This is a genomic window from Modestobacter sp. KNN46-3, assembly GCF_011039295.1.
The window spans coordinates 1-21,555 of sequence record NZ_JAAKGN010000053.1; the positions used below are offsets into that span (position 1 = coordinate 1).

The window sequence follows — 21,555 nt, forward strand, 5'->3', positions numbered from 1 at the left end:
CGACCAGCACCCACAGCACCGCCCAGGCCACCAGCCCCAGGTCGGCGGCCAGCTGCCGGGTGCGGTGATCAGGACGGTCGGCGTACAGGCGCATCGGGCAGCTCCGGGGTGTTCGCGGCGCGGTGGGTCCCCGGGATGGTGCGTCACCGCGGCCGGGACGGCGATCCGAGCAAGAACGGTCGGGCGCGATCGCCGCGGCGGCGGACAGACTCCTCCCATGACGTCGGACCAGGTGCCCACCGGGCGCGACCGGCTCCGCGAGCTGCTGGACGCCGTGCTGGACGAGGACAACCGCACGCTCACCGAGATGGCCGGGGACGCGTTCGCCTCGCCCTGGCACTTCAGCCGGCAGGTGGCCCGGGGAGCGGGGGAGTCGCCGGTCGCGCTGCGCCGGCGGGTGGAGCTGGAGCGCGCGGCCTGGCAGCTGGCCGGCGGGGCGAGCGTGACCGAGGTGGCGTTCGCGGCCGGGTACGAGTCCGTGGAGGGGTTCAGCCGGGCGTTCCGCCGGGCCTACGGCCGTTCCCCGGGACAGTCGGGCACCGCGCGCACCCGTGACGGTCACTGGCTCCCGGCGCCCAACGGCGTCCACTTCCACCCGCCCACCTCGCTGTGGGTGACCGGCGAGCAGGGGCCCCGCGGCGGCGACGAGGTCACCGCGCTGCTGGTGCACCACGCCCTGGAGGACACCCGCACGCTGCTCGACCTCGCGAAGGGCGTGCCCGAGGACGAGTACCGGCGGCCCCGCGCGCCCGGCCTCGAGGTGCTGCGCTGGGACGGTCCGGAGGAGTCGCTGGCCGCCGTGCTGGACCACCTGGTCTGGGCCACGGAGGTGTGGCTCGCCGCGGTCGAGGGCGCCGACTCCCCGGTGCGCGGAGCCGACGACCCCGCCACGCTGCTGGCCCGGCACGACCGCGCCGCCCCCCGGTGGCTGGCGTTCGTGCGGGAGGTGTCCCGGCGTGGTGCCTGGGGCGACCGGCTGGTCGACGCGCTCTGCGAGCCGCCGGAGACCTTCGTGGTGGGCAGCGTGGTCGCCCACGTGCTCACCTTCGGCGCGCACCGCCGGCAGCTGGCCCGGCACTGGTTCCGCGCGGCCGGCGTCGAGGTGGACGCCGGCGACCCGATCGACTGGCTGAGCAGGAGGAACGCATGACCCGCACCGTCTACTACACCGCCACCTCCCTCGACGGGTTCATCGCCACCGTCGACCACTCGCTGGACTGGTTGCTCAGCCGGGAGAACGACGCCGACGGGCCGATGGGGTACGACGGCTTCATCACCGGGATCGGCGCCGTGGCCATGGGGGCCACCACCTACCTCTGGGTCCGGGAGCACGACCCCGACTGGCTGCCGGAGCAGCCCACCTGGGTCTTCACCCACCGCGAGCTCACCCCACCGCCCGGAGCCGACCTCCGGTTCACCGCCGACGACCCGGCCCGGGTGCACGCGGCGATGGCCGAGGCCGCGGGCGGCAGGGACGTGTGGGTCGTCGGCGGCGGGGACCTGGCCGGCCAGTTCGCCGACCGTGGCCTGCTGGACGAGGTGGTGGTCGCCATCGCCCCGGTGACCCTGGGCGGCGGCGCGCCGTTGCTGCCGCGGCGGGTCGAGCTGGAGGTGCGGGAGTGCGCCCGCAACGGCGAGTTCGTCTGCGTCCGGTACCGGGTGCGGCGGAGTCCGGCCGGAGCCTGACCGGCTCCTCCGGTCAGCGGCCGATCGCGTCCAGCTCGGCCAGGTCCTCGGCGGAGAGCTGGAGCCCCGCGCCGGCGACGTTCTCCCGCAGGTGCGCCGTCGACGAGGTGCCGGGGATCAGCAGGACGTTCGGCGACCGCTGCAGCAGCCAGGCGAGCGCCACCGACATCGGCGTCGCGTCCAGCCGGGTGGCGACGGCCGAGAGCGCCGAGGACTGGAGCGGGGTGAAGCCGCCCAGCGGGAAGAACGGCACGTAGGCGATGCCGTCGGTGGCCAGGGCGTCGATCAGCTCGTCGTCGGTGCGGGCGGCGAGGTCGTACATGTTCTGCACGCACACGATGGGCGCGATCGACCGGGCCTCGGCCACCTGCTCCGCCGTCGCGTTGCTCACGCCCAGGTGCCGGATCAGCCCCTGTTGCTGCAACTCGACGAGCGTCTCGAACGCCGCCGCGAGCGAGCCGGGCCGGGTGCCCGCGGCGTCGCCGAGCCGCAGGTCCACCAGGTCGAGCACCTCCAGCCCGAGGGTCTCCAGGTCCCCGTGCACCTGGCGGCGGACGTCCGCGGGCTCCCGGGCCGTCGGCCAGCCGCCCTGGGCGTCGCGGGTCGCGCCGACCTCGGTCGCGACGTGCAGCTGCTCGGGGTAGGGGTGCAGGGCCTCGCGGATCAGCTGGTCGGTGACCTGCGGCCCGTAGGCGCCACTGGTGTCGATGTGGGTGATGCCGAGGTCGACCGCCTCGCGGAGGACGGCGAGGGCGCCGTCGTGGTCGGCGGGCGGGCCCATCACCCCGGGGCCGGCGAGCTGCATGGCGCCGTAGCCGAACCGGGTGACGCTCAAGGTGTGGGCCCAGCTGCACATGGACGAGGTGCTCGCCCAGCGCGCCGCGTAGGACGACCGGGTCGGGTGACCCGGCGACCGGCCGGACGTGGCCGCTGACACACCTCGGGCGCCGTCCGTGCCTACACTCCGCCCGAGGTGGGCCCCGACCGGGCCGCCCAGACGCGGTGGCACCACCGACACCTCGGTGGCCGGCTACCGAGACCGGGAGTCAGTGCAGATGCGGGTCGGAGTCGTCCGAGAGGTCAAGAACCACGAGTACCGGGTCGCGCTCACTCCGTCCGGGGTGACCGAGCTGGTCGCCGCCGGGCACGAGGTGCTCGTCGAGGCCGACGCCGGGGTCGGCTCCTCCATCCCCGACGCCGACTTCACCGCCGCCGGCGCGAAGATCCTGTCCACCGCCGACGACGTCTGGGCCGCAGCCGACCTGCTGCTGAAGGTCAAGGAGCCGATCGCCGAGGAGTTCGGCCGTATGCGCGCCGACCAGACCCTCTTCACCTACCTGCACCTGGCCGCCTCCCGGGAGTGCACCGACGCGCTGCTGGCCGCGGGCACCACGGCGATCGCCTACGAGACGGTGCAGACCGAGGGCGGTGCGCTGCCGCTGCTGGCCCCGATGTCCGAGGTCGCCGGCCGGATGGCCCCGCAGGTGGGCGCGCACACGCTGGAGCGGGCCTCCGGTGGCCGCGGCGTGCTGCTCGGCGGCGTCTCCGGCGTGCACGCGGCGAAGGTCGTCGTCCTCGGCGCCGGGGTGTCCGGGATGAACGCGGCCACGATCGCACTCGGCATGCAGGCCCAGGTCACCGTGCTCGACCGGGACCTGGAGAAGCTGCGTGCCGCCGACCGGCTGTACCGCGGGCACCTGCAGACCGTCGCCTCCAACGCCCTGGAGGTCGAGCGGGCGGTGCTGGAGGCCGACCTGGTGATCGGCGCCGTCCTGGTGCCCGGCGCCAAGGCGCCCACCCTGGTCAGCAACGAGCTGGTCTCCCGGATGAAGCCCGGCTCGGTGCTGGTCGACATCGCCGTCGACCAGGGCGGCTGCTTCGCCGACTCCCGGCCGACCACGCACGACGACCCGACCTTCGCCGTCCACGACTCGGTCTTCTACTGCGTGGCCAACATGCCCGGCGCGGTGCCGAACACCTCCACCTACGCGCTGACCAACGTCACGCTGCCGTACGTGCTGGCGCTGGCGAACTCCGGGACGGCGGCCGCGCTGGCCGCCGACCCGGCGCTGGCCGGCGGGGCGAACGTCGCCGGCGGGCAATTGGTGCACGCCGGGGTGGCCGAGGCGCACGGCCTGCCCAGCGTCCCGTGGCAGGAGGTGCTGTCCTGACGGTCGCCACGAGTGCGGGCCCCGCCGTCGAGCGCACGGTCACCGGCTACCTCGACCACCTGACCGTCGAGCGTGGGCTGGCCCCCAACACCATTGCCTCCTACCGGCGCGACCTGCGCCGATACGCGGAGTTCCTCGCTGCCGGCGGGGTGCGTGGGCTGGGCGAGGTGGGGGAGTCCGACGTCACGGCGTTCCTGGTCGCCCTCCGCACCGGCGACGACGACCACCCGCCACTGTCGGCGACCTCGGCGGCCCGCGCGGTGGTCGCCGTCCGCGGGCTGCACCGGTTCGCCCTGCTCGACGGGCTGGTCAGCGACGACGTCGCCGCGGAGGTGCGCCCACCCGCCCCGGCCCGGCGGCTGCCCAAGGCGATCCCGGTGCAGGACGTCGAGGCGCTGCTGAGCGCGGCGGCGTCGGTCGAGGGGCCGCGGGGGTTGCGCGACCGGGCGCTGCTGGAGCTGCTCTACGGCACCGGCGCCCGGATCTCCGAGGCGGTCGGGCTGGCCGTCGACGACCTCGACCTGTCGTCCGCGGCGGTGCGGCTGGCCGGCAAGGGCGGCAAGGAGCGCGTCGTCCCGGTCGGCAGCTACGCGGTCACGGCGGTGCAGGACTACCTGGTGCGGGCGCGCCCGGCGCTGGCGGAGAAGGGCCGGTCCGGCGTCCGCGGGGGAGCGCTGTTCCTCAACGCCCGCGGCGGGCCGCTGTCCCGGCAGAGCGCCTGGTCGATCCTGCGGGACGCCGCCGAGCGGGCCGGGATCTCCGCCGAGCTGTCCCCGCACACGCTGCGGCACTCCTTCGCCACCCACCTGCTCGACGGCGGCGCCGACGTCCGGGTCGTGCAGGAGCTGCTCGGGCACGCCTCGGTGACGACGACGCAGGTCTACACGTTGGTCACCGTCGAGCGGCTGCGCGAGGTCTACGCCACCAGCCACCCCCGCGCGCTGCGCTGACCCACCCGCGGGGTGGTCTCGAGATCGGGCTGAGGGCTGCCTCGGCACCCCGGAGGCAGCCCGCAGCCCGATCTCGCCAGCAGGCCGCGGCCCGGTGGGGGAGGGCTCGGCGACCACTTGTCGACAAGTTGCCCCGGGTGGTCACGGTCGGCGACGGGCCTGCCGAGAACAGAGCCGGGAGAACGGGCCGGCGGCTTCCCCCTGCCGGCAACGCACGTCCCCCGCCGCAGCCCCGACCGGGAGCCGTGGTCCGCACAGTCCAGGGAAGAGGCAGAAGCGATGTCGTCGAGACGAGCCGAGGCGGCGGCCTCCGCCGTCGCGCTCCCGCGCGGAGGGGCCCCGGCGGGAGACGCCGAGATGGGCATCCCGACGAGCCGCGTCGATCCCGCCAGGGCTCGGCAGCGGAAGCTGCCCGACCCCAAGCCGATCACCTCGCACGGGCCGGCGCAGATCATCGCCATGTGCAACCAGAAGGGCGGCGTCGGCAAGACGACGTCGACCATCAACCTCGGTGCCGCCCTCGTCGAGCAGGGCCGGCGGGTGCTACTGGTCGACCTGGACCCCCAGGGCGCCCTGTCCGTGGGGCTCGGCGTCCCGGCCCAGGGGCTGGACCGCACCATCTACAACGCGCTGATGGAGCCGGCGACCACGCTCGCGGACGTCCGCGTCGCCACCGGCATCCCCGGGCTGGACCTGGTGCCCAGCAACATCGACCTGTCCGCCGCCGAGGTGCAGCTGGTCAGCGAGGTCGCCCGCGAGCAGACCCTGATGCGGGTGCTCGCCGGGGTGCGCCAGGACTACGACTACGTGCTCATCGACTGCCAGCCCTCCCTCGGGCTGCTGACGGTCAACGCGCTCACCGCCGCGCAGGGCGTGATCATCCCGCTGGAGTGCGAGTTCTTCTCCCTCCGCGGTGTGGCCCTGCTCGTCGACACGATCGACAAGGTGAAGGAGCGGCTCAACCCGTCCCTGGAGATCTCCGGGATCCTCGCCACGATGTACGACACCCGGACCGTGCACTGCCGGGAGGTCTTCAGCCGGGTGGTCGAGGCCTTCGGCGACACCGTCTTCCAGACCGTCATCTCCCGCACGGTCCGCTTCCCGGAGACCACCGTCGCCGGGCAGCCGATCACCCAGTGGGCCCCCACGTCCTCCGGCGCTGCGGCGTACCGCGACCTCGCCAAGGAGGTGCTGGCCCTGTGACGCGCAGGCCTGTGCTCCCCGGTGCCTCCGAGCTGTTCCGGATGACCGACACGTCGGCGGCGGCGCAGCCGGCGCCGGTCACCGAGCTGACGACCCTCGCCGCCACGCAGTCCTCGCCCGCACTGCGCTCCAACGGCTCGCGGGCCGACGACGGACACCCCGAGCCCGCCCCGTTGGCGCTGGTGCCCGACGTGGCCGGCGGTGCGCCCCGCATCGTGGTCGACGAGCTGGCCTCGCACCGCGCCACGATGCCGGCGGCCGCGCCGCTCCGGCCGCAGCAGACCCGGGCGCGCGTCGAGAAGGGCCGCACCCGGCACGAGGAGAAGATCACCGTCTACTGCTCGGCCGACGAGCTGCTCGCGCTGGAGACCGCCCGGCTGACCCTGCGCGGCCAGCACGGCGTGGCCACCGACCGTGGCCGCATCGTCCGGGAGGCGATCGCCGTCCTGCTGGACGACCTCGAGGTGCACGGCGAGAACTCCGTCCTCGTCCGCCGCCTCCGCAAGCACTGAGGGACGGCGCCGTTGATCATCGGCGAGTGGCTGCCCCGCCCGGCGTGTCGGGCAGCCGATCGCCGATGATCAACGCCCGGACGCGGCCGTAGGCTGGTCGGGTGACGACGGGGGAGGTCGGCGACGGGCGGTTCACCGTCCGGCTGACCAACTTCGAGGGCCCGTTCGACCTGCTGCTGCAGCTGATCGGCAAGCACAAGCTCGACGTCACCGAGATCGCGCTGTCCACCGTCAGCGACGAGTTCATCGCCCACCTGCGGGCCCTCGGCGACGAACTCGACCTGGACCAGGCCAGTGAGTTCCTGGTCGTCGCCGCCACCCTGCTGGACCTCAAGGCCGCCCGGCTGCTGCCGGCCGCCGACGTGGAGGACGAGGACGACCTCGCCGTCCTGGAGGCCCGGGACCTGCTGTTCGCCCGGCTGCTGCAGTACCGGGCCTACAAGCGGGCGGCGGAGTTCCTCCGCGGCCGGGAGGCCGAGGCGGCCCGCCGCTTCCCCCGCAACGCCGACCTGGAGCAGCGCTTCGCCGACCTGCTGCCCGAGGTGCTGCTGGGGGTGACGCCCGAGCAGTTCGCCGCCATCGCGCACGAGGCGCTGGTGCCCAAGCCGCCCCCGACGGTGAGCGTCTCCCACCTGCACGCCCCCGCGGTCAGCGTCACCGAGCAGCTGCTGCTGGTCCGCAGCCGGATCGCCACCGCGAGGACGGCGACGTTCCGGGCGCTGAGCAGCGACTGCGCGCACACCCTGGAGGTCGTCGCCCGGTTCCTGGCGCTGCTGGAGCTCTACCGCCAGCAGCTGGTGACCTTCGACCAGGTCGCGCCGCTGGGGGAGCTGCACGTGCGCTGGACCGGACCGGAGCTGGTGGGCGGCCGGCTGCCGGACGAGATCGACGCGGACACCGCCGAGCACCTGGAGGAGTACGGATGAGCGACCAGCCGGAGGAGGCCCTGCCGGAGACGGTCGAGCCGGACGAGGCAGCGGCCATGGACCAGGCGCCGCCCGCGCCGTTCTCCTGGGACGCCGTCGCCGCCGAGCTCGCCGCGACCCTCGAGGAGCACGACGAGGAGGCCCTCGCCGCCGGCTGGGGGCAGGTGGCCGCCCAGCTGGCCGCCGACCTCGGCACCCCCGCCGGCGCGCCGCCCGTCGACGTCCCCGATCCCGACCTCGCTCCCGACCTGGCTCCGGACCCGGCCGGTCGGTTGGGCCGGGCACCGGCAGCGCCCCCGGTCGAGCTGGAGGTGGTCCCCGAGCCGGAGGCCCCGGTCGAGGAGGCCGTCGCCGCCGCCCCGGTCATCGACGAGCCGATGGCCGACGAGCTGGACCCGGCGGTGCTGCGCGGTGGGCTGGAGGCGCTGCTGTTCGTCGTCGACTCCGCGATCGACGAGGGGTCGCTGGCCGCGGCGCTGCGCTGCCCGGTCGCCCGGGTGCGGGCGGAGCTGACCGCGCTCGCCGCCGACTACGACGGCCGGCGGGCCGGCGTCACCCTGCGCCGGGTGGGGGAGGGCTGGCGGCTCTACACCCGGGAGGAGCACGCGCCGGTCGTGGAACGGCACCTGCTGGAGGGACAGCGCAGCCGGCTGACCCAGGCGGCGCTGGAGACCCTCGCCGTCATCGCCTACCGGCAGCCGGTGACCCGGGCCCGGGTCTCGGCGATCCGCGGGGTGGGGGTGGACGCCGTCGTCCGCACGCTGGTCTCCCGCGGGCTCATCCGGGAAGCCGGATCCGACCCGGACACCGGCGGCGGCCTGTACGTGACGACGCCGCTGTTCCTCGAGCGCCTGGGGCTCACCGGGCTGGACGAGCTGCCCGAGCTGGCCCCGCTGCTGCCGGACACCGGCGCGATGGTGGACGAGCACCCCGACGCCTGAGCACCCCGACGCCCGGCCGGGGACCGGTGACGGGCGGTGTGGTCATGCGGGCCCTGCCCAGGTGGGAGACTGGTGGGGATGGACACGACTGCAGACGACACGCCCACCACCTCCGGCGGCGAGGGCTGGTCCGAGGACATGGAGCTCGCCCCGGCGCACCCCCGGGAAGCTGGGCCGACGGAGCCCGACGACGACGCCCAGGGCGAGCGGCTGCAGAAGGTCCTCGCCCGGGCCGGGGTCGGCTCCCGCCGGGTGTGCGAGGACATGATCGACCAGGGCCGGATCTCGGTGGACGGCCAGGTCGTCCGGGTCCAGGGCAAGCGGGTGGATCCGGACACCGTCGTCATCGCCGTCGACGGCCGGCGGATCGACATCCGCAACGACAAGGTCACCTACGCGATGAACAAGCCCTTCGGCGTCATCACCTCGATGAGCGACGACCGCGGGCGGCCCAGCGTCGGCGACATGATGGGCGACCTGGCCACCGGGCTGGTGCACGTCGGGCGGCTGGACCAGGACACCGAGGGCCTGCTGCTGCTCACCACCGACGGCGAGCTGGCCCACCGGCTGGCGCACCCCTCCTACGAGGTAAAGAAGACCTACCTCGCGCAGGTCAGCGGCTCGGTGTCGCGGGACGTGACCCGCCGGCTGCGCAAGGGCGTGGAGCTGGAGGACGGCCCCGTCGTCGTCGACTCGTTCCAGGTCGTGGACACCCACGCCGGGCAGTCGGTCGTGGAGGTCGTGCTGCACGAGGGCCGCAAGCACGTCGTGCGTCGGCTGCTCGACGAGGTCGGGCTGCCGGTCAACCGGCTGACCCGCACCGCCATCGGCCCGATCGAGCTGGCCCGGATGCGCAGCGGCACGATCCGCAAGCTCACCCGCACCGAGGTCGGCGCCCTGCACGAGCTCGTCGGCCTGTAGTCAGCGGCACCTCACGGCAGCGGCCGCCGACCCACTCGGGTCGGCGGCCGCTGCCAGTCGGTCAGGAGACCTGCCCGGGCGGCGCGGTGGACGAGCGCAGCACGAGCGAGGTGTCCAGGGTCCGGTCGAGGTCGTGGACGTCCTCGCCGGAGATCAGGGCGAGGAGCATCTCGGTGGCCTCCTGGCCCATCCGGCGGATCGGCTGCTGCACCGTGGTCAGCGGGGGGTCGGCGAGCACGGACTCCGGGATGTTGTCGAAGCCGACGACCGACAGCTGACCGGGCACGTCCAGGCCGAGTTCCCTCGCGACCTCCAGCGTCGCCAGCGCCGAGAGGTCGTTCGCGGCGAACACCGCGGTCGGTCGATCGGGGCGGGAGAGCAGCTCACGAGCCGCCGTGCGCGAGACGTCCGGCTCGAACCCGCCGGAGCGCATGAGCGTCTCGTCGACGCGCAGCCCCGCGGCGGTCATCGCCTCGCAGTAGCCCTGCTCCCGCTGCTGCGCGGACATCAGGTCCGAGCGACCGGTGATCATGCCGATCCGGGTGTGCCCGAGCTCCAGCAGGTGCTCGACCCCGAGCCGGGCGCCCTGGAGGTTGTGCGCGGCCACGGCGGGCAGCGCGGACGGCCCGGCCTGCGGGTCGACCGCCACCACCGGACCGTCGGCCTGCACGTCGGTGACCGTCGGCGTGACCAGCACGGCACCGTCGACGAGGGTCGCCATCAACCGGGTGAGCGACCTCCTCTCCCAGCCCTCCCGCGCCTCCACGTGACCACCGGCGGAGTACGCGATCAGCTCGTAGCCGGTGCCGCGGATGGCGTCGGCCACGCCCTTGAGGACCTCGGTGCTGAAGGGCTCGAAGTCCATGACGAGCACGCCGACGACGTTGGTGCGACGGTTGCGCAGGCTGCGGGCGACCAGGCTCGCCTCGTAGCCGAGCCGGTCGATGACCCGGGTGACGTGGTCGACGGTCTCCGCCGAGACGCCGTACCGCCCGTTGATCACCTTCGACACGGTGGAGATCGAGACGCCGGCCTCCGCAGCGACCTGCTGCATCGTCACCCTGCCGCGCAACGGGGGCGTGGTGGCCGAGCTCGCCGACCCGCCCGCGAGCAGACCCGGGACGACCTCGTCCGGCGTCGAGTCCAGCTTCACCGGCCGACCCCGACCAGATCGGGCTCGGTCCCGAGTGCCCGGCTCATCCCTTCACCGCGCCCTGGAGCCCGCTGACGATGCGTCCCTGCATCGCCAGGAACAGGATGAGCGCCGGGATCATCGCGATGGTGGTGAACGCCAGCACCCCGGCGGTGTCGGCAGAGTACTGGGTCGAGAAGTCGGCCACGCCCAGCGGCAGGGTGCGCGTGTCGCCCCGCAGCAGGAGCAACGGGAGGAGGTACGCGTTCCAGGACGTGACGAAGGCCAGCACCCCGACCGTGACCAGGGCCGGCATCGACAGCGGGACCGCGATCCGCCAGAAGACGCCCACCCGGGTGGCGCCGTCGAGCATGGCCGCCTCCTCGAGCTCCTTGGGCAGCGCCGCCAGGAACGGCCGCAGGATGACCACCGTGACCGGCAGCGCGAACGCCGCCTGCGGCAGCGCGACGCCCCACCAGGTGTCGCCGAGCCCCAGGTCCTGGGTGACCAGGATGAACAGCGGGATGATCGCCACCGCGGCCGGGAAGAGCAGCCCCAGCACGAAGACCAGGAACAGCGGCTCCCGCAGCTTGAACTGGTAGCGCGCCAGGGGATAGGCGGCCATCACTCCGGCGAGCACCGCCACCACCGTGGTGATGAGGGCGATCGCGGTCGAGTTGAGCGTGTACTGCCAGAAGGACGGGTTGCTCAGGACGTTGGTGTAGTTGCTGAACACCCACGGGTCGGGGAGTCCAGCGGGGTCGCGTGCCAGCTGGGCGTTGGAGCGGAAGCCGCCGAGGGCGCCGTAGAGCACCGGCCCCAGCGTGACCGCCACGACCAGCAGTGCCACCAGGTACACGAACGGGCCGCCTCGCCCGTACGCGGTTGCTCGCCGTGCCATCAGTGCCGTCCTCCTCTTGGTCCCTGCTGCACCCGGGTCATGCGTCGGCCTTCGTGTCGCGGCGCAGCACCAGGAACTGGTAGGCCAGCGCCATGACGAAGCCGATGAGGAAGAGCACGACGGATGCCGCACCCGCGATCCCGTAGTTGCTGCGCTGGGTGCCCATGCTGATCAGGTAGGTGACCATCGTCGTCGTCGCGTTCGCCGGGCCACCGCCGGTGAGGATCCAGACCATGTCGAACAGCTGCAGCGAGCCGATCATCGACAGGAAGACCCACGTGCGGATGGTGGGCGCGAGGAGCGGGACGGCGATCCGGCGCTGGACCTGCCACCACGAGGCGCCGTCGAGCTGTGCGGCCTCGTGCAGCTCGTCGGGCACGCCCTGCAGCCCGGCGAGGAAGAGCAGCACGGCCAGGCCGAGGTACTTCCACGTCAGGACGACGAAGACGGTGGCCAGCGCGAGGTCGGGGGTGCCCAGGAACCCCTGTTCGGGGACCGGGAGCCCGACCGAGGACACGGCCTGCTCGAGGAGCCCGGTGCGGGGCTGCAGCAGCTGGAACCACACGACGCCGGCGATCACCTCGGCCAGCACGTACGGGACGAAGACGATCGTCCGCAGCAGCCCGCGCCCCCTGATGCGGCGGTTGAGCAGCAGCGCGAGCGCCAGGCCCAGCGGCAGCTGCACCGCGATCGAGGCGAAGACGATGATGAAGTTGTGCATGACCGCGTCGGTGAAGACGTCGTCGCGCAGCACGCGCAGGTAGTTGTCCAGGCCGGCGAAGTCGACCATCGGGCCGAAGCCCCGCCAGTTGTAGAGCGACATCCGGGCCGCGGAGAAGACCGGGTAGAGGACGAAGAGCCCCATCAACGCCAGGGCTGGCGTCACGAACAGCAGGATCTCGAGGCGCTGCCGGCGCTGGGCGCCCCGGCGACGGCCGGTCACCCGGGGGGCGTCTGCGCCGCCCCGGGTGACCGCTGCGCCGGAGGACGTCGCCGCCGGCGCAGCGGTCACTTCGGTCATCGGTGGATCACTTCTCCAGTTCGGCGGCCTGCATGGTCGCGTCCACGATGTCCTGCGGCGTCGCCTGGTCGGCGAACAGCAGGGCGATCGAGTCGTTCATCGCGCCACCGATCGACGCGCCGAAGGCGGTGTCGAAGTAGAGCTGGATGTACGGGGACGCGTCGCGGACCTCGAGCAGCTGGGCGAGCGCCGGGTCGGAGACGGCGCTCGTCGCGGCCGGGTTGGTCGGGAGACCCATGTCGTTCTCCGCGAACCCGGTCTGCACCTCGTCGGAGAGCAGGTACTCGACGAGGTCGACCGATCCCTCGGTAGCGCCGGTCGAGACGGCCCACGCGTCGCCACCGCCGAGCTGTGCCTCGGGGTCGCCCGCGCCACCCTCGATGGCCGGGAAGGCGAACCACCCGGTGTTCTCGCCGAGGCCCTCGCCGTCGTCGGTCAGACCCTGCATCACGCCGGGCTCCCAGTGTCCGGCCAGCTCCATCGCGACCTGGTCGGTGGCCAGCAGGCCGGACGCGGAGGAGGCGCCCTCCTGCGCCGGCGTGGTGAGGAAGCCGGGGTTGAACGGCTCGGTGTCCAGCAGCTCCGCCAGGACCTCGCCGGCCTGCACGAAGCACTCGTCGGTGAAGTCGAGGCTGGTGACCGCGTCCTCGAGGACGTCCTGGCCGCAGGCGCGCAGCGCCGTGTAGTACCAGTAGTGGGCGGCCGGCCACTTGTCGCCCGCGCCGACCGAGATGGGCGTGATGCCCGCGGCCTTCAGCTTGTCGATGGCGGCGTAGAGGTCCTCCATCGTCTCCGGCGCCTCGGTGATGCCGGCCTGCTCGAAGAGCGCGGTGTTGTACCAGAAGCCGACGACGCCGACGGAGAACGGCAGCGCGTAGGTCTGGCCGTCGACCTGCCACCCGGACACGTTGCCGCCGAGCGTCTCGATCGTGTCGGGGACCTCGTCGGAGAGGTCGGTGACCAGCCCGGCCTCCACGTGGTCGGCGAGCTCGCCGCCGCCGCGCTCCATGTACACGTCCGGCAGGTCGCCGCTCTGGAAGGCGGCCGCCAGCCGGTCGACCATGTCCTCGTGGGCCATGGCCTCGATCTCGACCTGGACCCCCGGGTTGGCCTCCTCGAAGTCCGCGGCCACCTGCTCGTAGTACCCGCGGCCGGGCTCGTTGTTGGAGTTGTGCCACCAGGTGATCGTGTTGTCGTCACCTCCCGATGCGCTGCTGTCCTCGCCGCCACCACCGCAGGCAGTGGCTGTCAGCAGCACCGCGCTGCCGCACAGCACCGAGAGAGCTGCTCGCCCCGAACGCCGCATGTCTGACCCCTTCGTCACTTCGCACGCCGTCGTGGCGTGCAACACATCGACGAAGGTCGCAGCGGACACTTGCGTTGTCAATCGATGTCGATAACGATTTCGCACCATGACCCCAGCTGCCGCCGCCCAGGCGGTCCGATCCCTCGATGCCACGCTCACGGTCCGGCGCGCGGACGGTTCGCCCTGCGCCGACAGCGAGGTCCTGGTCGAGCAGGTCCGGCACCAGTTCGCGTTCGGCAACATCGGGTTCGACTTCGTCGGGCTGGCCAACGAGGATCAGGGGGCGGGCCGGGAGAACGTGTTCGGCGGCGCTGATCCCGATGCCGCCGCACGGCTCGAGGAGCTGTGGGTCGAGGTGTTCAACACCGCGACCCTGCCCTTCTACTGGGCCGGGTTCGAACCGGCGGAGGGTCGGCCGGACACCGCGCGTCTGCAGGCCGCGGCCAGGTGGTTCCGCGACCGGGGCGTGGCGGTCAAGGGCCACCCGTTGGTCTGGCACACGTTGGCCCCGGACTGGCTGAGGGAGCACTCCGACGCCGAGGTCGAGGAGATCGTGCGCGCCCGGGTGCGGCGGGAGGTCAGCTCCTTCGCGGGCCTGATCGACACCTGGGACGCGATCAACGAGGTCGTGATCATGCCGGTGTTCGCCAACGAGGAGCGGCAGAACGCGATCACCCGCCTGTGCCGGCGGATCGGACGGATCGCCACCATCCGGCTCGCCTTCGAGGAGGCGCGCGGGGCGGACGCGGCCACGACCCTGGTCCTCAACGACTTCAACCTGGGCACGGCCTACGAGTGCCTGATCGAGGGGGTCTTGGAGGCCGGGGTGCAGGTCGACGCGATCGGCCTGCAGAGCCACATGCACCAGGGGTACTGGGGGGAGGAGCGGACGCAGGAGGTCTGCGACCGGTTCGCCCGCTACGGGCTGCCGCTGCACTGGACCGAGACCACCCTGGTCTCCGGCGACCTCATGCCGCCGGAGATCGTGGACCTCAACGACCACCAGGTCGACGAGTGGCCCTCCACGCCGGCTGGTGAGGAGCGACAGGCCGACGAGGTCGTCCGCCACTACCGGACCCTGCTGGCCCACCCGGCGGTGCAGGCCGTGAACTACTGGGGGATCACCGACCGGGGCGCCTGGCTCGGCGCGCCCGCCGGGCTGGTGCGCGCCGACGGCACCCCCAAGCCGGCGTACGACGCCCTCCGCAAGCTGGTCAAGGAGGACTGGTGGCTGGCCCCGACCCGGCTGCGGACCGACGGCGAGGGCCGTGTCGCCGTGCGCGGCTGGGCCGGCGACTACTCGGTCTCGGCGGCGGGCGGCACGGCCTCCTGGCAGCTGCGGCCCGACGCGCCGACGCCGGTGGTCACCCTCCCCTGAGGGCGCACCACCCCGCGGCCGGGGCAGGATGGTGCGGACGCACCACCTGCCGCAGCCGTCCCCGGCACAGGCGACTCCTCGGATCGCCGCACCAGCAACGACGACACAGGACGGACTCTCCCAAGCATGGTCACGAACGTCGACAACGGCCCTGCGCTCTGGCGCGACCCGGGCGCCCGGGCCGAGGACAGGGTGGCGGATCTCCTCCGCCGCATGACGCTGGAGGAGAAGGTCGCGCAGCTCTACGGCGTGTGGGTGGGCATCGACGCGACCGAGGGTGAGGTCGCCCCGCACCAGCACGAGATGGCCGCGGCGCCGGTGGACTGGGAGGAGCTGATCCGCAGTGGGCTCGGGCAGCTGACCAGGCCGTTCGGTACGGCACCGGTGGACCCGCTGGTGGGGGCCAAGGGGCTGGCGGAGAGCCAGCGGCAGATCATGGCCGCCGGCCGCTTCGGCATCCCCGCGCTGGTGCACGAGGAGTGCCTCACCGGGCTGGCCGCGTGGACGGCGACCGTCTTCCCCTCCCCGCTGTGCTGGGCGGCCAGCTTCGACCCGGAGCTCGTGCAGCGCATGGGGGCCCTCATCGGGGAGAACATGCGCCGGCTCGGCGTCCACCAGGGGCTGGCCCCGGTGTTCGACGTCGCCCGCGACCTGCGCTGGGGCCGGGTCGAGGAGACGATGGGCGAGGACCCGCACCTGGTGGGCACGATCGGCAGCGCCTACGTCCGCGGCCTGGAGTCCACCGGCGTCGTCGCGACGCTCAAGCACTTCGTCGGCTACTCCGCCTCCCGGGCCGGCCGCAACCTCGCCCCGGTCTCCGCCGGGCCGCGGGAGATCGCCGACGTGTTCCTCCCGCCCTTCGAGATGGCCCTGAAGGCCGGGGCGCGGTCGGTCATGAACTCCTACACCGACATCGACGGGGTGCCCTCGGCAGGGGACCCGGCGCTGCTGACGTCGCTGCTCCGCGAGACCTACGGGTTCACCGGCACCGTCGTCGCCGACTACTTCTCGATCGCCTTCCTCCAGGCCCTGCACGGTGTCGCCGGCTCGCCCGGCGAGGCCGCCGCGCTCGCCCTCGAGGCCGGGATCGACGTGGAGCTGCCGACGGTGGCCTGCTACGGCCAGCCCCTGGTCGAGGCGGTCCGCGGCGGTGCGGTGGACGAGGCGCTGGTCGACCGGGCGCTGCGCCGGGTGCTGCTGCAGAAGTGCGAGCTGGGCCTGCTCGACGCCGACTGGTCGCCCGACTCGCCGGCGATCCTGGACGGGGCCGTCTCGCTCGACTCCGCGGAGTCCCGGGCGGTGGCCGGCGACCTCGCCCGCCGCTCGGTCGTGCTGCTGGCCAACGACGGGACGCTGCCCCTGCGCGCTGGGGCGAAGCTGGCTGTGGTGGGTCCCCGTGCGGACACCGCCCAGGCGATGCTCGGCTGCTACTCGTTCCCGATGCACGTGGGCGTGCACCACCCGGAGGTGCCGGTGGGTGTCGACATCCCGACGCTCGCCGAGGCGATGAAGGCCGCGCCGGAGGCCTACGACGTCGTCGTCGCCGAGGGCTGCCCGGTGGTGGGCGGCGACGACGAGGCGATCGCGGCCGCCGCACGCGCTGCGGCCGAGGCCGACGTGTGCGTCGCCGTCCTCGGCGACCAGGCGGGCCTGTTCGGCAACGGCACCTCCGGTGAGGGCTGCGACGCCGTGGACCTCCGGCTCCCGGGTCGCCAGGAGGAGCTGCTGGAGGCCCTGCTGGCCACCGGCACCCCGGTGGTGCTCGTCCTGCTGGTCGGTCGCCCCTACGAGCTGTCCCGGCAGCTCGACCGGCTCGCCGCGGTGGTGTGCGGCTTCTTCCCCGGCGAGGAGGGTGGCCCGGCCATCGCCGACGTCCTCAGCGGTCGGGTGGCGCCGTCGGGCCGGCTGCCGGTGAGCTTCCCGCGCGCCGACAGCAGCCAGCCCGGGACCTACCTCGCTGCGGCCCTCGGCCGGCTCACCGACGTGAGCAGTGTGGACCCGACGCCGCTGTTCCCGTTCGGGCACGGCCTGGGCTACGGCGCCGCGACCTGGGGCGACGTCCGGCTGGGCACCGGCCCGGAGTGGGACACCGCCGGGACCAGCGAGGTGGAGGTCGAGCTCCGCAACGACACCGACCGGGAGGTCACCGAGGTGGTGCAGGTCTACCTGCACGACCCGGTTGCCGAGGTGGTCCGGCCCGTCCAGGCCCTCGTGGCCGCCCAGCGGGTGGACCTCGCGGCCGGCGGCGCGGCGACCGTGCGCTTCCGGCTGCACGCCGACCTCACCTCCTACACCGGGCGCGACGGCGTGCGGATCGTCGAGCCGGGCGAGGTGGAGCTCCGGGTGGGCGCGTCGAGCACCGACGTGCGGCAGGTCCTCCGGTGCACCCTCACCGGCCGCCGCCGCACGGTCGGGTTCGAGCGGCGGCTGCACCCGGAGACGGTCGTCGAGCACCGGCGCGACGGCTGATGCCGCACACCGACCTGCCCCTGGAGGAGCTCCAGCGCTACGCCCCGCACCTGCCCGAGCCGGCGGACCTCCAGGAGTTCTGGGACGCCACGCTGCACGAGGCGCGGCGGTGGCCACTGGACGCGTCCTGGACGCCGGTCGACTCCGGGCTGATGACCGTCGAGACCTTCGACGTGTCCTTCACCGGCGCGGGCGGCTCGCCGGTGCGGGCCTGGCTGCACCTGCCCGCTCACGCGCTCCGCGGTGCGGGCCCGCTGCCCGGGGTGGTCCAGTACCAGGGCTACAACGGCGGCCGCGGGCTGCCGCACGAACACGTCTTCTGGGCCTCGGCGGGGTTCGCCCAGCTGGTCGTCGACACCCGTGGTCAGGGAAGCGGGTGGACGGTGGGGGACACCGGCGACCCGGTGGGGTCGGCCGCCGCGCAGCCGGGGTTCCTGACCCGGGGCGTGCTGTCGCCGCAGGAGTACTACTACCGGCGGGTGTTCACCGACGCCGTCCGGGCCGTGGAGGTGCTGCGCGGCCACCCGGAGGTCGACGGCGACCGGGTCGCGGTGACCGGCATCAGCCAGGGCGGCGGGATCGCGCTGGCCGTCTCGGCGCTCGCGCCGGGCGTGCTGGGGGTCATGCCCGACGTGCCGTTCCTCTGCGACTTCCCGCGCGCCACCCGCATCGCCCCGGGCGATCCGTACGGGGAGGTCGTCCGGTACCTCAAGGCCCACCGGGACCGCGTGGACCGCGTCCTCGCGACGTTGAGCTACTTCGACGCCGCGGTGCTCGGCCGCCGGGCCTCGGCTCCGGCGCTGTTCTCCGTGGCCCTCATGGACCAGATCTGCCCGCCGTCCACGGTGTTCGCGGCCTACCACGCGTACGGCGGCCCCAAGGAGATCCGGGTCTACCCGTACAACGACCACGAGGGCGGCGAGGTCCACCAGCAGCGCGAGCAGCTCACCTGGCTGCGCGACCTGCTCCGGGCGCCCGACCCGTCCCGCCCAGCGGTGGCCGAGCCGGCCACCACGCCCTCGAGGGGGACCTGATGCTCCGCGCACGTCTCACGCTGGACCCGGCGCGACCGGTGGGTCCGGTGGACCGGCGGCTCTTCGGCGCCTTCGTCGAGCACATGGGCCGCGGGGTGTACGGCGGCATCCACGAGCCGGAGCACCCGACGGCGGACGAGCACGGCTTCCGCCGGGACGTGATCGACCTGGTCAAGGAGCTGGGGGTGTCGACGGTCCGGTACCCCGGGGGCAACTTCGTCTCCGGGTTCCGGTGGGAGGACAGCGTCGGACCACGCAGCCAGCGCCCCGTGCGGCTGAACCTGGCCTGGCACAGCATGGAGACCAACGAGGTCGGCCTGCACGAGTTCGCCTCGTGGCTGGAGGAGGTCGGCGCCGAGCTGATGCTCGCCGTGAACCTCGGCACCCGCGGCACCCTCAAGGCGCTCGACCTGCTCGAGTACACCAACGTGCCCGCCGGCACGGCGCTCGCGGAGCAGCGGATCCGCAACGGCCGCACGGAGCCGTTCGACGTGCGGATGTGGTGCCTGGGCAACGAGATGGACGGCCCCTGGCAGCTCGGCCAGCGGTCCGCCGAGGACTACGGCAAGCTCGCCGCCCAGACCGCCAAGGCCATGCGCCAGGTCGACCCGGACCTGCAGCTCGTCGCCTGCGGCTCGTCGGGTGCGGGCATGCCCACCTTCGGGGAGTGGGAGCGGGTCGTGCTCACCCATGCCTACGACGACGTGGACTTCATCTCCTGCCACGCCTACTACGAGGAGAAGGACGGCGACCTGGACTCCTTCCTGGCCTCCGCGACCGGCACGGACCACTTCATCGAGACGGTCATCGCCACCGCCGACCACGTGGGGTCGGTGCGCCGGAGCTCGAAGCGGATCGACATCTCCTTCGACGAGTGGAACGTCTGGTACGCCTCGAGGGTCCAGGCGGGGCTGCCCAAGCGCATCGACGACTGGCCGCTCGCTCCCGCCATCAGCGAGGAGCCCTACACCGTGGCGGACGGCGTCGTCGTCGGGAACGTCCTGATGTCGCTGATCCGCCACGCGGACCGCGTGACCAGTGCCTCGATGGCCCAGCTGGTCAACGTGATCGCACCGATCGCCGCCGAGCCGCAGGGGCCGGCCTGGCGCAAGTCGACGTTCTTCCCCTTCGCGACCACCTCTCGGCTGGCGCGCGGCGTCGCCCTCCAGGTGGATGTCGACGGCCCGAGCCACGTCACCGCCGAGCACGGTGAGGTGCCGCTGGTCGACGCGGCGGCGACCGCCGACGTCGACGCGGGGGTGGCGGCGCTGTTCCTCGTGAACCGGTCGCGGGCCGAGGAGGCCGAGGTGTCCGTGGACGTGTCGGCGCTCGGCGTGGGGACCGTCGAGGAGGCGCTGACGCTGTCCGACCCGGACCCGTACGCCGCGAACACCAGCGAGCAGCCGGCGCGGGTCGGGTTGCGGCCCAACCTCCGGGCGACGGTGGCGGACGGCACGCTGCGCGTGACGCTGCCGCCGGTCTCGTGGACGGCGGTGTCCCTCCGCTGAGCGCCGCCGCCGGGACCTGCGCGCAGGAGCGGTCCCGGCGGCCCGGTCCGCCGGGGTCAGGAGGGGCGGGCGGTGGAGGCCCGGGGCACCAGGTGCGTGGCCAGTTCGACCCGCTGGGTCTCGAGGCGGGTGCCGGTGATGAGGTCGTGGAGCATGCGGCCGGCCATGCGCCCCATGTCGGCCAGGGGTTGCCTGACGGTGGTCAGCGGCGGCGAGGACCAGCGCGCCATCGGCAGGTCGTCGAAGCCGACCACGCTGACGTCGCCAGGCACGGACAGGCCGGCCTGGCGCGCGGCCTCCAGCACACCGAAGGCCTGCTCGTCACTGCCCGCGAAGACGGCGGTGGGGCGATCGGCCAGCTCCAGCACCGCCCGCGCCTGCTCGTACCCACCCGCGTGGTGGAAGTTGCCGTGCCGCACGAGCGCCGGGTCGAAGGGGATGCCGGCCCGGTCGAGGGCCGCCCGGTAGCCGTCGATGCGTGCCCGGCTGCAGAGGTAGTCCTGCTGCCCGCCGATCATGGCGATCCGACGGTGCCCGAGTTCGATGAGGTGTTCGGTCGCGGCGAGGCCGCCGGACCAGTTGGTCGCACCCACGCTGGGCACCTCCTGACCGGGCATGTCGACCGGGTCGATGACGACGACCGGCAGCTTGGAGCTGCCCAGTCGCCGCTGGTCGGCCGCGGTCAGGCGGGAGGTGACCACGATGGCGCCCTGACGACCGCCGCTGATCAGCTCCTGGACCCAGTCCCCGGCGGAGGACCGGGCCAGGGTCGTGACCACGACCTCGAGGCCGGCCTCGGTCACCCCCCGCAGGATCTCCATCCCCCACGGGCTGTCCAGCGCGGTGAACACCACGTCGACGAGCGGGCGGGTCGGCAGCCTGGGGGCCAGGGGGACGTAGTTGTGCTGATCGAGGACCTGCTGGACGTGCGCCCGGGTGGCGGCCGCGACGTCCCGCTTGCCGTTGAGCACCTTGGAGACCGTGGGCAACGAGACTCCCGCCGCCGCGGCGATCACGGCCAGCGTGGGTCGGTTCGGGTGCTGTGCCACGGTGCCCTCCCGGGGTCGTGCCGCGAGGCCTGGCCTGGATGGGCGTCGGGTGTCGGCCCGGTGATCGTAACTTCGGCCCACTGTTGTCGGAAGTGTTTCGAAGAACCGGGCATCGACACGGGCAGCCGGCGCGCCTCCCCTCGGCGGTGATCCGGGTGGTCGAGCGGCGCGCAGAGCGGACTGGGGCTGCACAAAGGGTTTGTGTCGACCTGTTCGGGCGGTGCGTTGACACCGGCCTCGCAGCGTCTTACGTTGTCGAAAACCGCCCGCAACTTTCGGGTCACATCGTCGATCGGCGGATCGGTCGGGGTCGCTGGCCCCCGGCCGACCGGGGGGTGACACTGTCGGTGTCACCCTCGTCGCCGAGCATCTGATCGCCCGTCGCAGCACCCGCCGGCACCGGTCCCACGCCGTCCGGCGGGGACGTCGTCCTCCTGTTCCAGAGTC

The 21,555-nt window shown here is 73.4% G+C and carries 19 protein-coding genes; 13 read left to right on the top strand and 6 right to left on the bottom strand.

The genetic code is table 11. From position 1 onward, the window contains the following. The first annotated feature begins 217 nt into the window (after positions 1–217). Entirely contained in the window at positions 218–1,150 is a 933-nt protein-coding gene (locus tag G5C62_RS12955; protein ID WP_164701314.1) for a helix-turn-helix domain-containing protein, read from the top strand. Beyond that, a complete protein-coding gene (locus G5C62_RS12960) occupies positions 1,147–1,686 on the top strand; it encodes a dihydrofolate reductase family protein (RefSeq protein ID WP_164701315.1) in 540 nt (179 codons plus the stop codon). Before G5C62_RS12955 ends, G5C62_RS12960 begins: the two co-directional genes overlap by 4 nt. 13 nt (positions 1,687–1,699) lie before the next feature. Here G5C62_RS12960 and G5C62_RS12965 read toward each other — a convergent pair whose 3' ends face one another. Beyond that, positions 1,700–2,521, bottom strand: coding sequence for an oxidoreductase (locus G5C62_RS12965; protein ID WP_277424780.1), 822 nt, complete (start codon positions 2,519–2,521; stop codon positions 1,700–1,702). A gap of 220 nt (positions 2,522–2,741) precedes the next feature. Here G5C62_RS12965 and ald point away from each other — a divergent pair, with 220 nt between their 5' ends. The 7 genes from ald (at position 2,742) to G5C62_RS13000 (ending at position 9,310) form a co-directional block, all read left to right on the top strand. After that, positions 2,742–3,857 carry an alanine dehydrogenase gene (gene ald / locus G5C62_RS12970; protein WP_164701317.1) on the top strand — a complete coding sequence of 372 codons (1,116 nt, stop codon included), beginning with the start codon at positions 2,742–2,744 and terminating at the stop codon, positions 3,855–3,857. Then, positions 3,836–4,807: a site-specific tyrosine recombinase XerD gene (gene xerD, locus G5C62_RS12975; protein ID WP_231558440.1), complete on the top strand. Its 972-nt coding sequence runs from the start codon at positions 3,836–3,838 to the stop codon at positions 4,805–4,807. The genes ald and xerD overlap by 22 nt, the downstream gene beginning before the upstream one ends. Before the next feature lie 357 nt (positions 4,808–5,164). Continuing rightward, positions 5,165–6,010 (top strand): ParA family protein, encoded by an 846-nt coding sequence (locus G5C62_RS12980; protein ID WP_197058527.1) that lies wholly within the window; start codon positions 5,165–5,167, stop codon positions 6,008–6,010. Then, entirely contained in the window at positions 6,007–6,522 is a 516-nt protein-coding gene (locus G5C62_RS12985) for a hypothetical protein (RefSeq protein ID WP_036337791.1), read from the top strand. Before G5C62_RS12980 ends, G5C62_RS12985 begins: the two co-directional genes overlap by 4 nt. Before the next feature lie 101 nt (positions 6,523–6,623). Beyond that, entirely contained in the window at positions 6,624–7,448 is an 825-nt protein-coding gene (locus G5C62_RS12990) for a ScpA family protein (protein WP_164701318.1), read from the top strand. After that, positions 7,445–8,389 (top strand): SMC-Scp complex subunit ScpB, encoded by a 945-nt coding sequence (gene scpB, locus G5C62_RS12995; protein WP_241175881.1) that lies wholly within the window; start codon positions 7,445–7,447, stop codon positions 8,387–8,389. Before G5C62_RS12990 ends, scpB begins: the two co-directional genes overlap by 4 nt. 78 nt (positions 8,390–8,467) lie before the next feature. Further along, a complete protein-coding gene (locus tag G5C62_RS13000; protein WP_063124222.1) occupies positions 8,468–9,310 on the top strand; it encodes a pseudouridine synthase in 843 nt (280 codons plus the stop codon). Between the two features lie 61 nt (positions 9,311–9,371). Here G5C62_RS13000 and G5C62_RS13005 read toward each other — a convergent pair whose 3' ends face one another. From G5C62_RS13005 to G5C62_RS13020, 4 genes are read right to left on the bottom strand one after another with little or no spacing between them, the layout of a single operon-like run. After that, positions 9,372–10,463 (bottom strand): LacI family DNA-binding transcriptional regulator, encoded by a 1,092-nt coding sequence (locus G5C62_RS13005; protein ID WP_206330621.1) that lies wholly within the window; start codon positions 10,461–10,463, stop codon positions 9,372–9,374. Between the two features lie 43 nt (positions 10,464–10,506). Next, complete coding sequence (locus G5C62_RS13010; RefSeq protein WP_164701319.1) at positions 10,507–11,343, bottom strand: carbohydrate ABC transporter permease; 837 nt, start codon at positions 11,341–11,343, stop codon at positions 10,507–10,509. 37 nt (positions 11,344–11,380) lie between these two features. Next, complete coding sequence (locus tag G5C62_RS13015; RefSeq protein WP_164701320.1) at positions 11,381–12,364, bottom strand: carbohydrate ABC transporter permease; 984 nt, start codon at positions 12,362–12,364, stop codon at positions 11,381–11,383. A 7-nt stretch (positions 12,365–12,371) separates the two neighbouring features. Beyond that, positions 12,372–13,670 carry an ABC transporter substrate-binding protein gene (locus tag G5C62_RS13020; RefSeq protein ID WP_164701321.1) on the bottom strand — a complete coding sequence of 433 codons (1,299 nt, stop codon included), beginning with the start codon at positions 13,668–13,670 and terminating at the stop codon, positions 12,372–12,374. Positions 13,671–13,776: 106 nt separating this feature from the next. Here G5C62_RS13020 and G5C62_RS13025 point away from each other — a divergent pair, with 106 nt between their 5' ends. The 4 genes from G5C62_RS13025 (at position 13,777) to G5C62_RS13040 (ending at position 20,059) form a co-directional block, all read left to right on the top strand. Then, the gene (locus G5C62_RS13025) at positions 13,777–15,048 is read left to right on the top strand and encodes an endo-1,4-beta-xylanase (protein ID WP_164701322.1); all 1,272 of its coding nucleotides are present in this window, start codon (positions 13,777–13,779) and stop codon (positions 15,046–15,048) included. 126 nt (positions 15,049–15,174) lie between these two features. After that, a complete protein-coding gene (locus tag G5C62_RS13030) occupies positions 15,175–17,517 on the top strand; it encodes a glycoside hydrolase family 3 N-terminal domain-containing protein (RefSeq protein ID WP_164701323.1) in 2,343 nt (780 codons plus the stop codon). Continuing rightward, on the top strand, positions 17,517–18,551 hold the full coding sequence (locus G5C62_RS13035; protein WP_164701324.1) for an acetylxylan esterase: 1,035 nt from the start codon (positions 17,517–17,519) through the stop codon (positions 18,549–18,551). Before G5C62_RS13030 ends, G5C62_RS13035 begins: the two co-directional genes overlap by 1 nt. Continuing rightward, positions 18,551–20,059, top strand: coding sequence for an alpha-N-arabinofuranosidase (locus G5C62_RS13040; protein WP_164701325.1), 1,509 nt, complete (start codon positions 18,551–18,553; stop codon positions 20,057–20,059). Before G5C62_RS13035 ends, G5C62_RS13040 begins: the two co-directional genes overlap by 1 nt. Before the next feature lie 56 nt (positions 20,060–20,115). On the opposite strand, the gene G5C62_RS13045 is transcribed toward G5C62_RS13040, so the two are convergent. Continuing rightward, complete coding sequence (locus G5C62_RS13045; RefSeq protein WP_164701326.1) at positions 20,116–21,108, bottom strand: LacI family DNA-binding transcriptional regulator; 993 nt, start codon at positions 21,106–21,108, stop codon at positions 20,116–20,118. Positions 21,109–21,555: the final 447 nt, after the last annotated feature.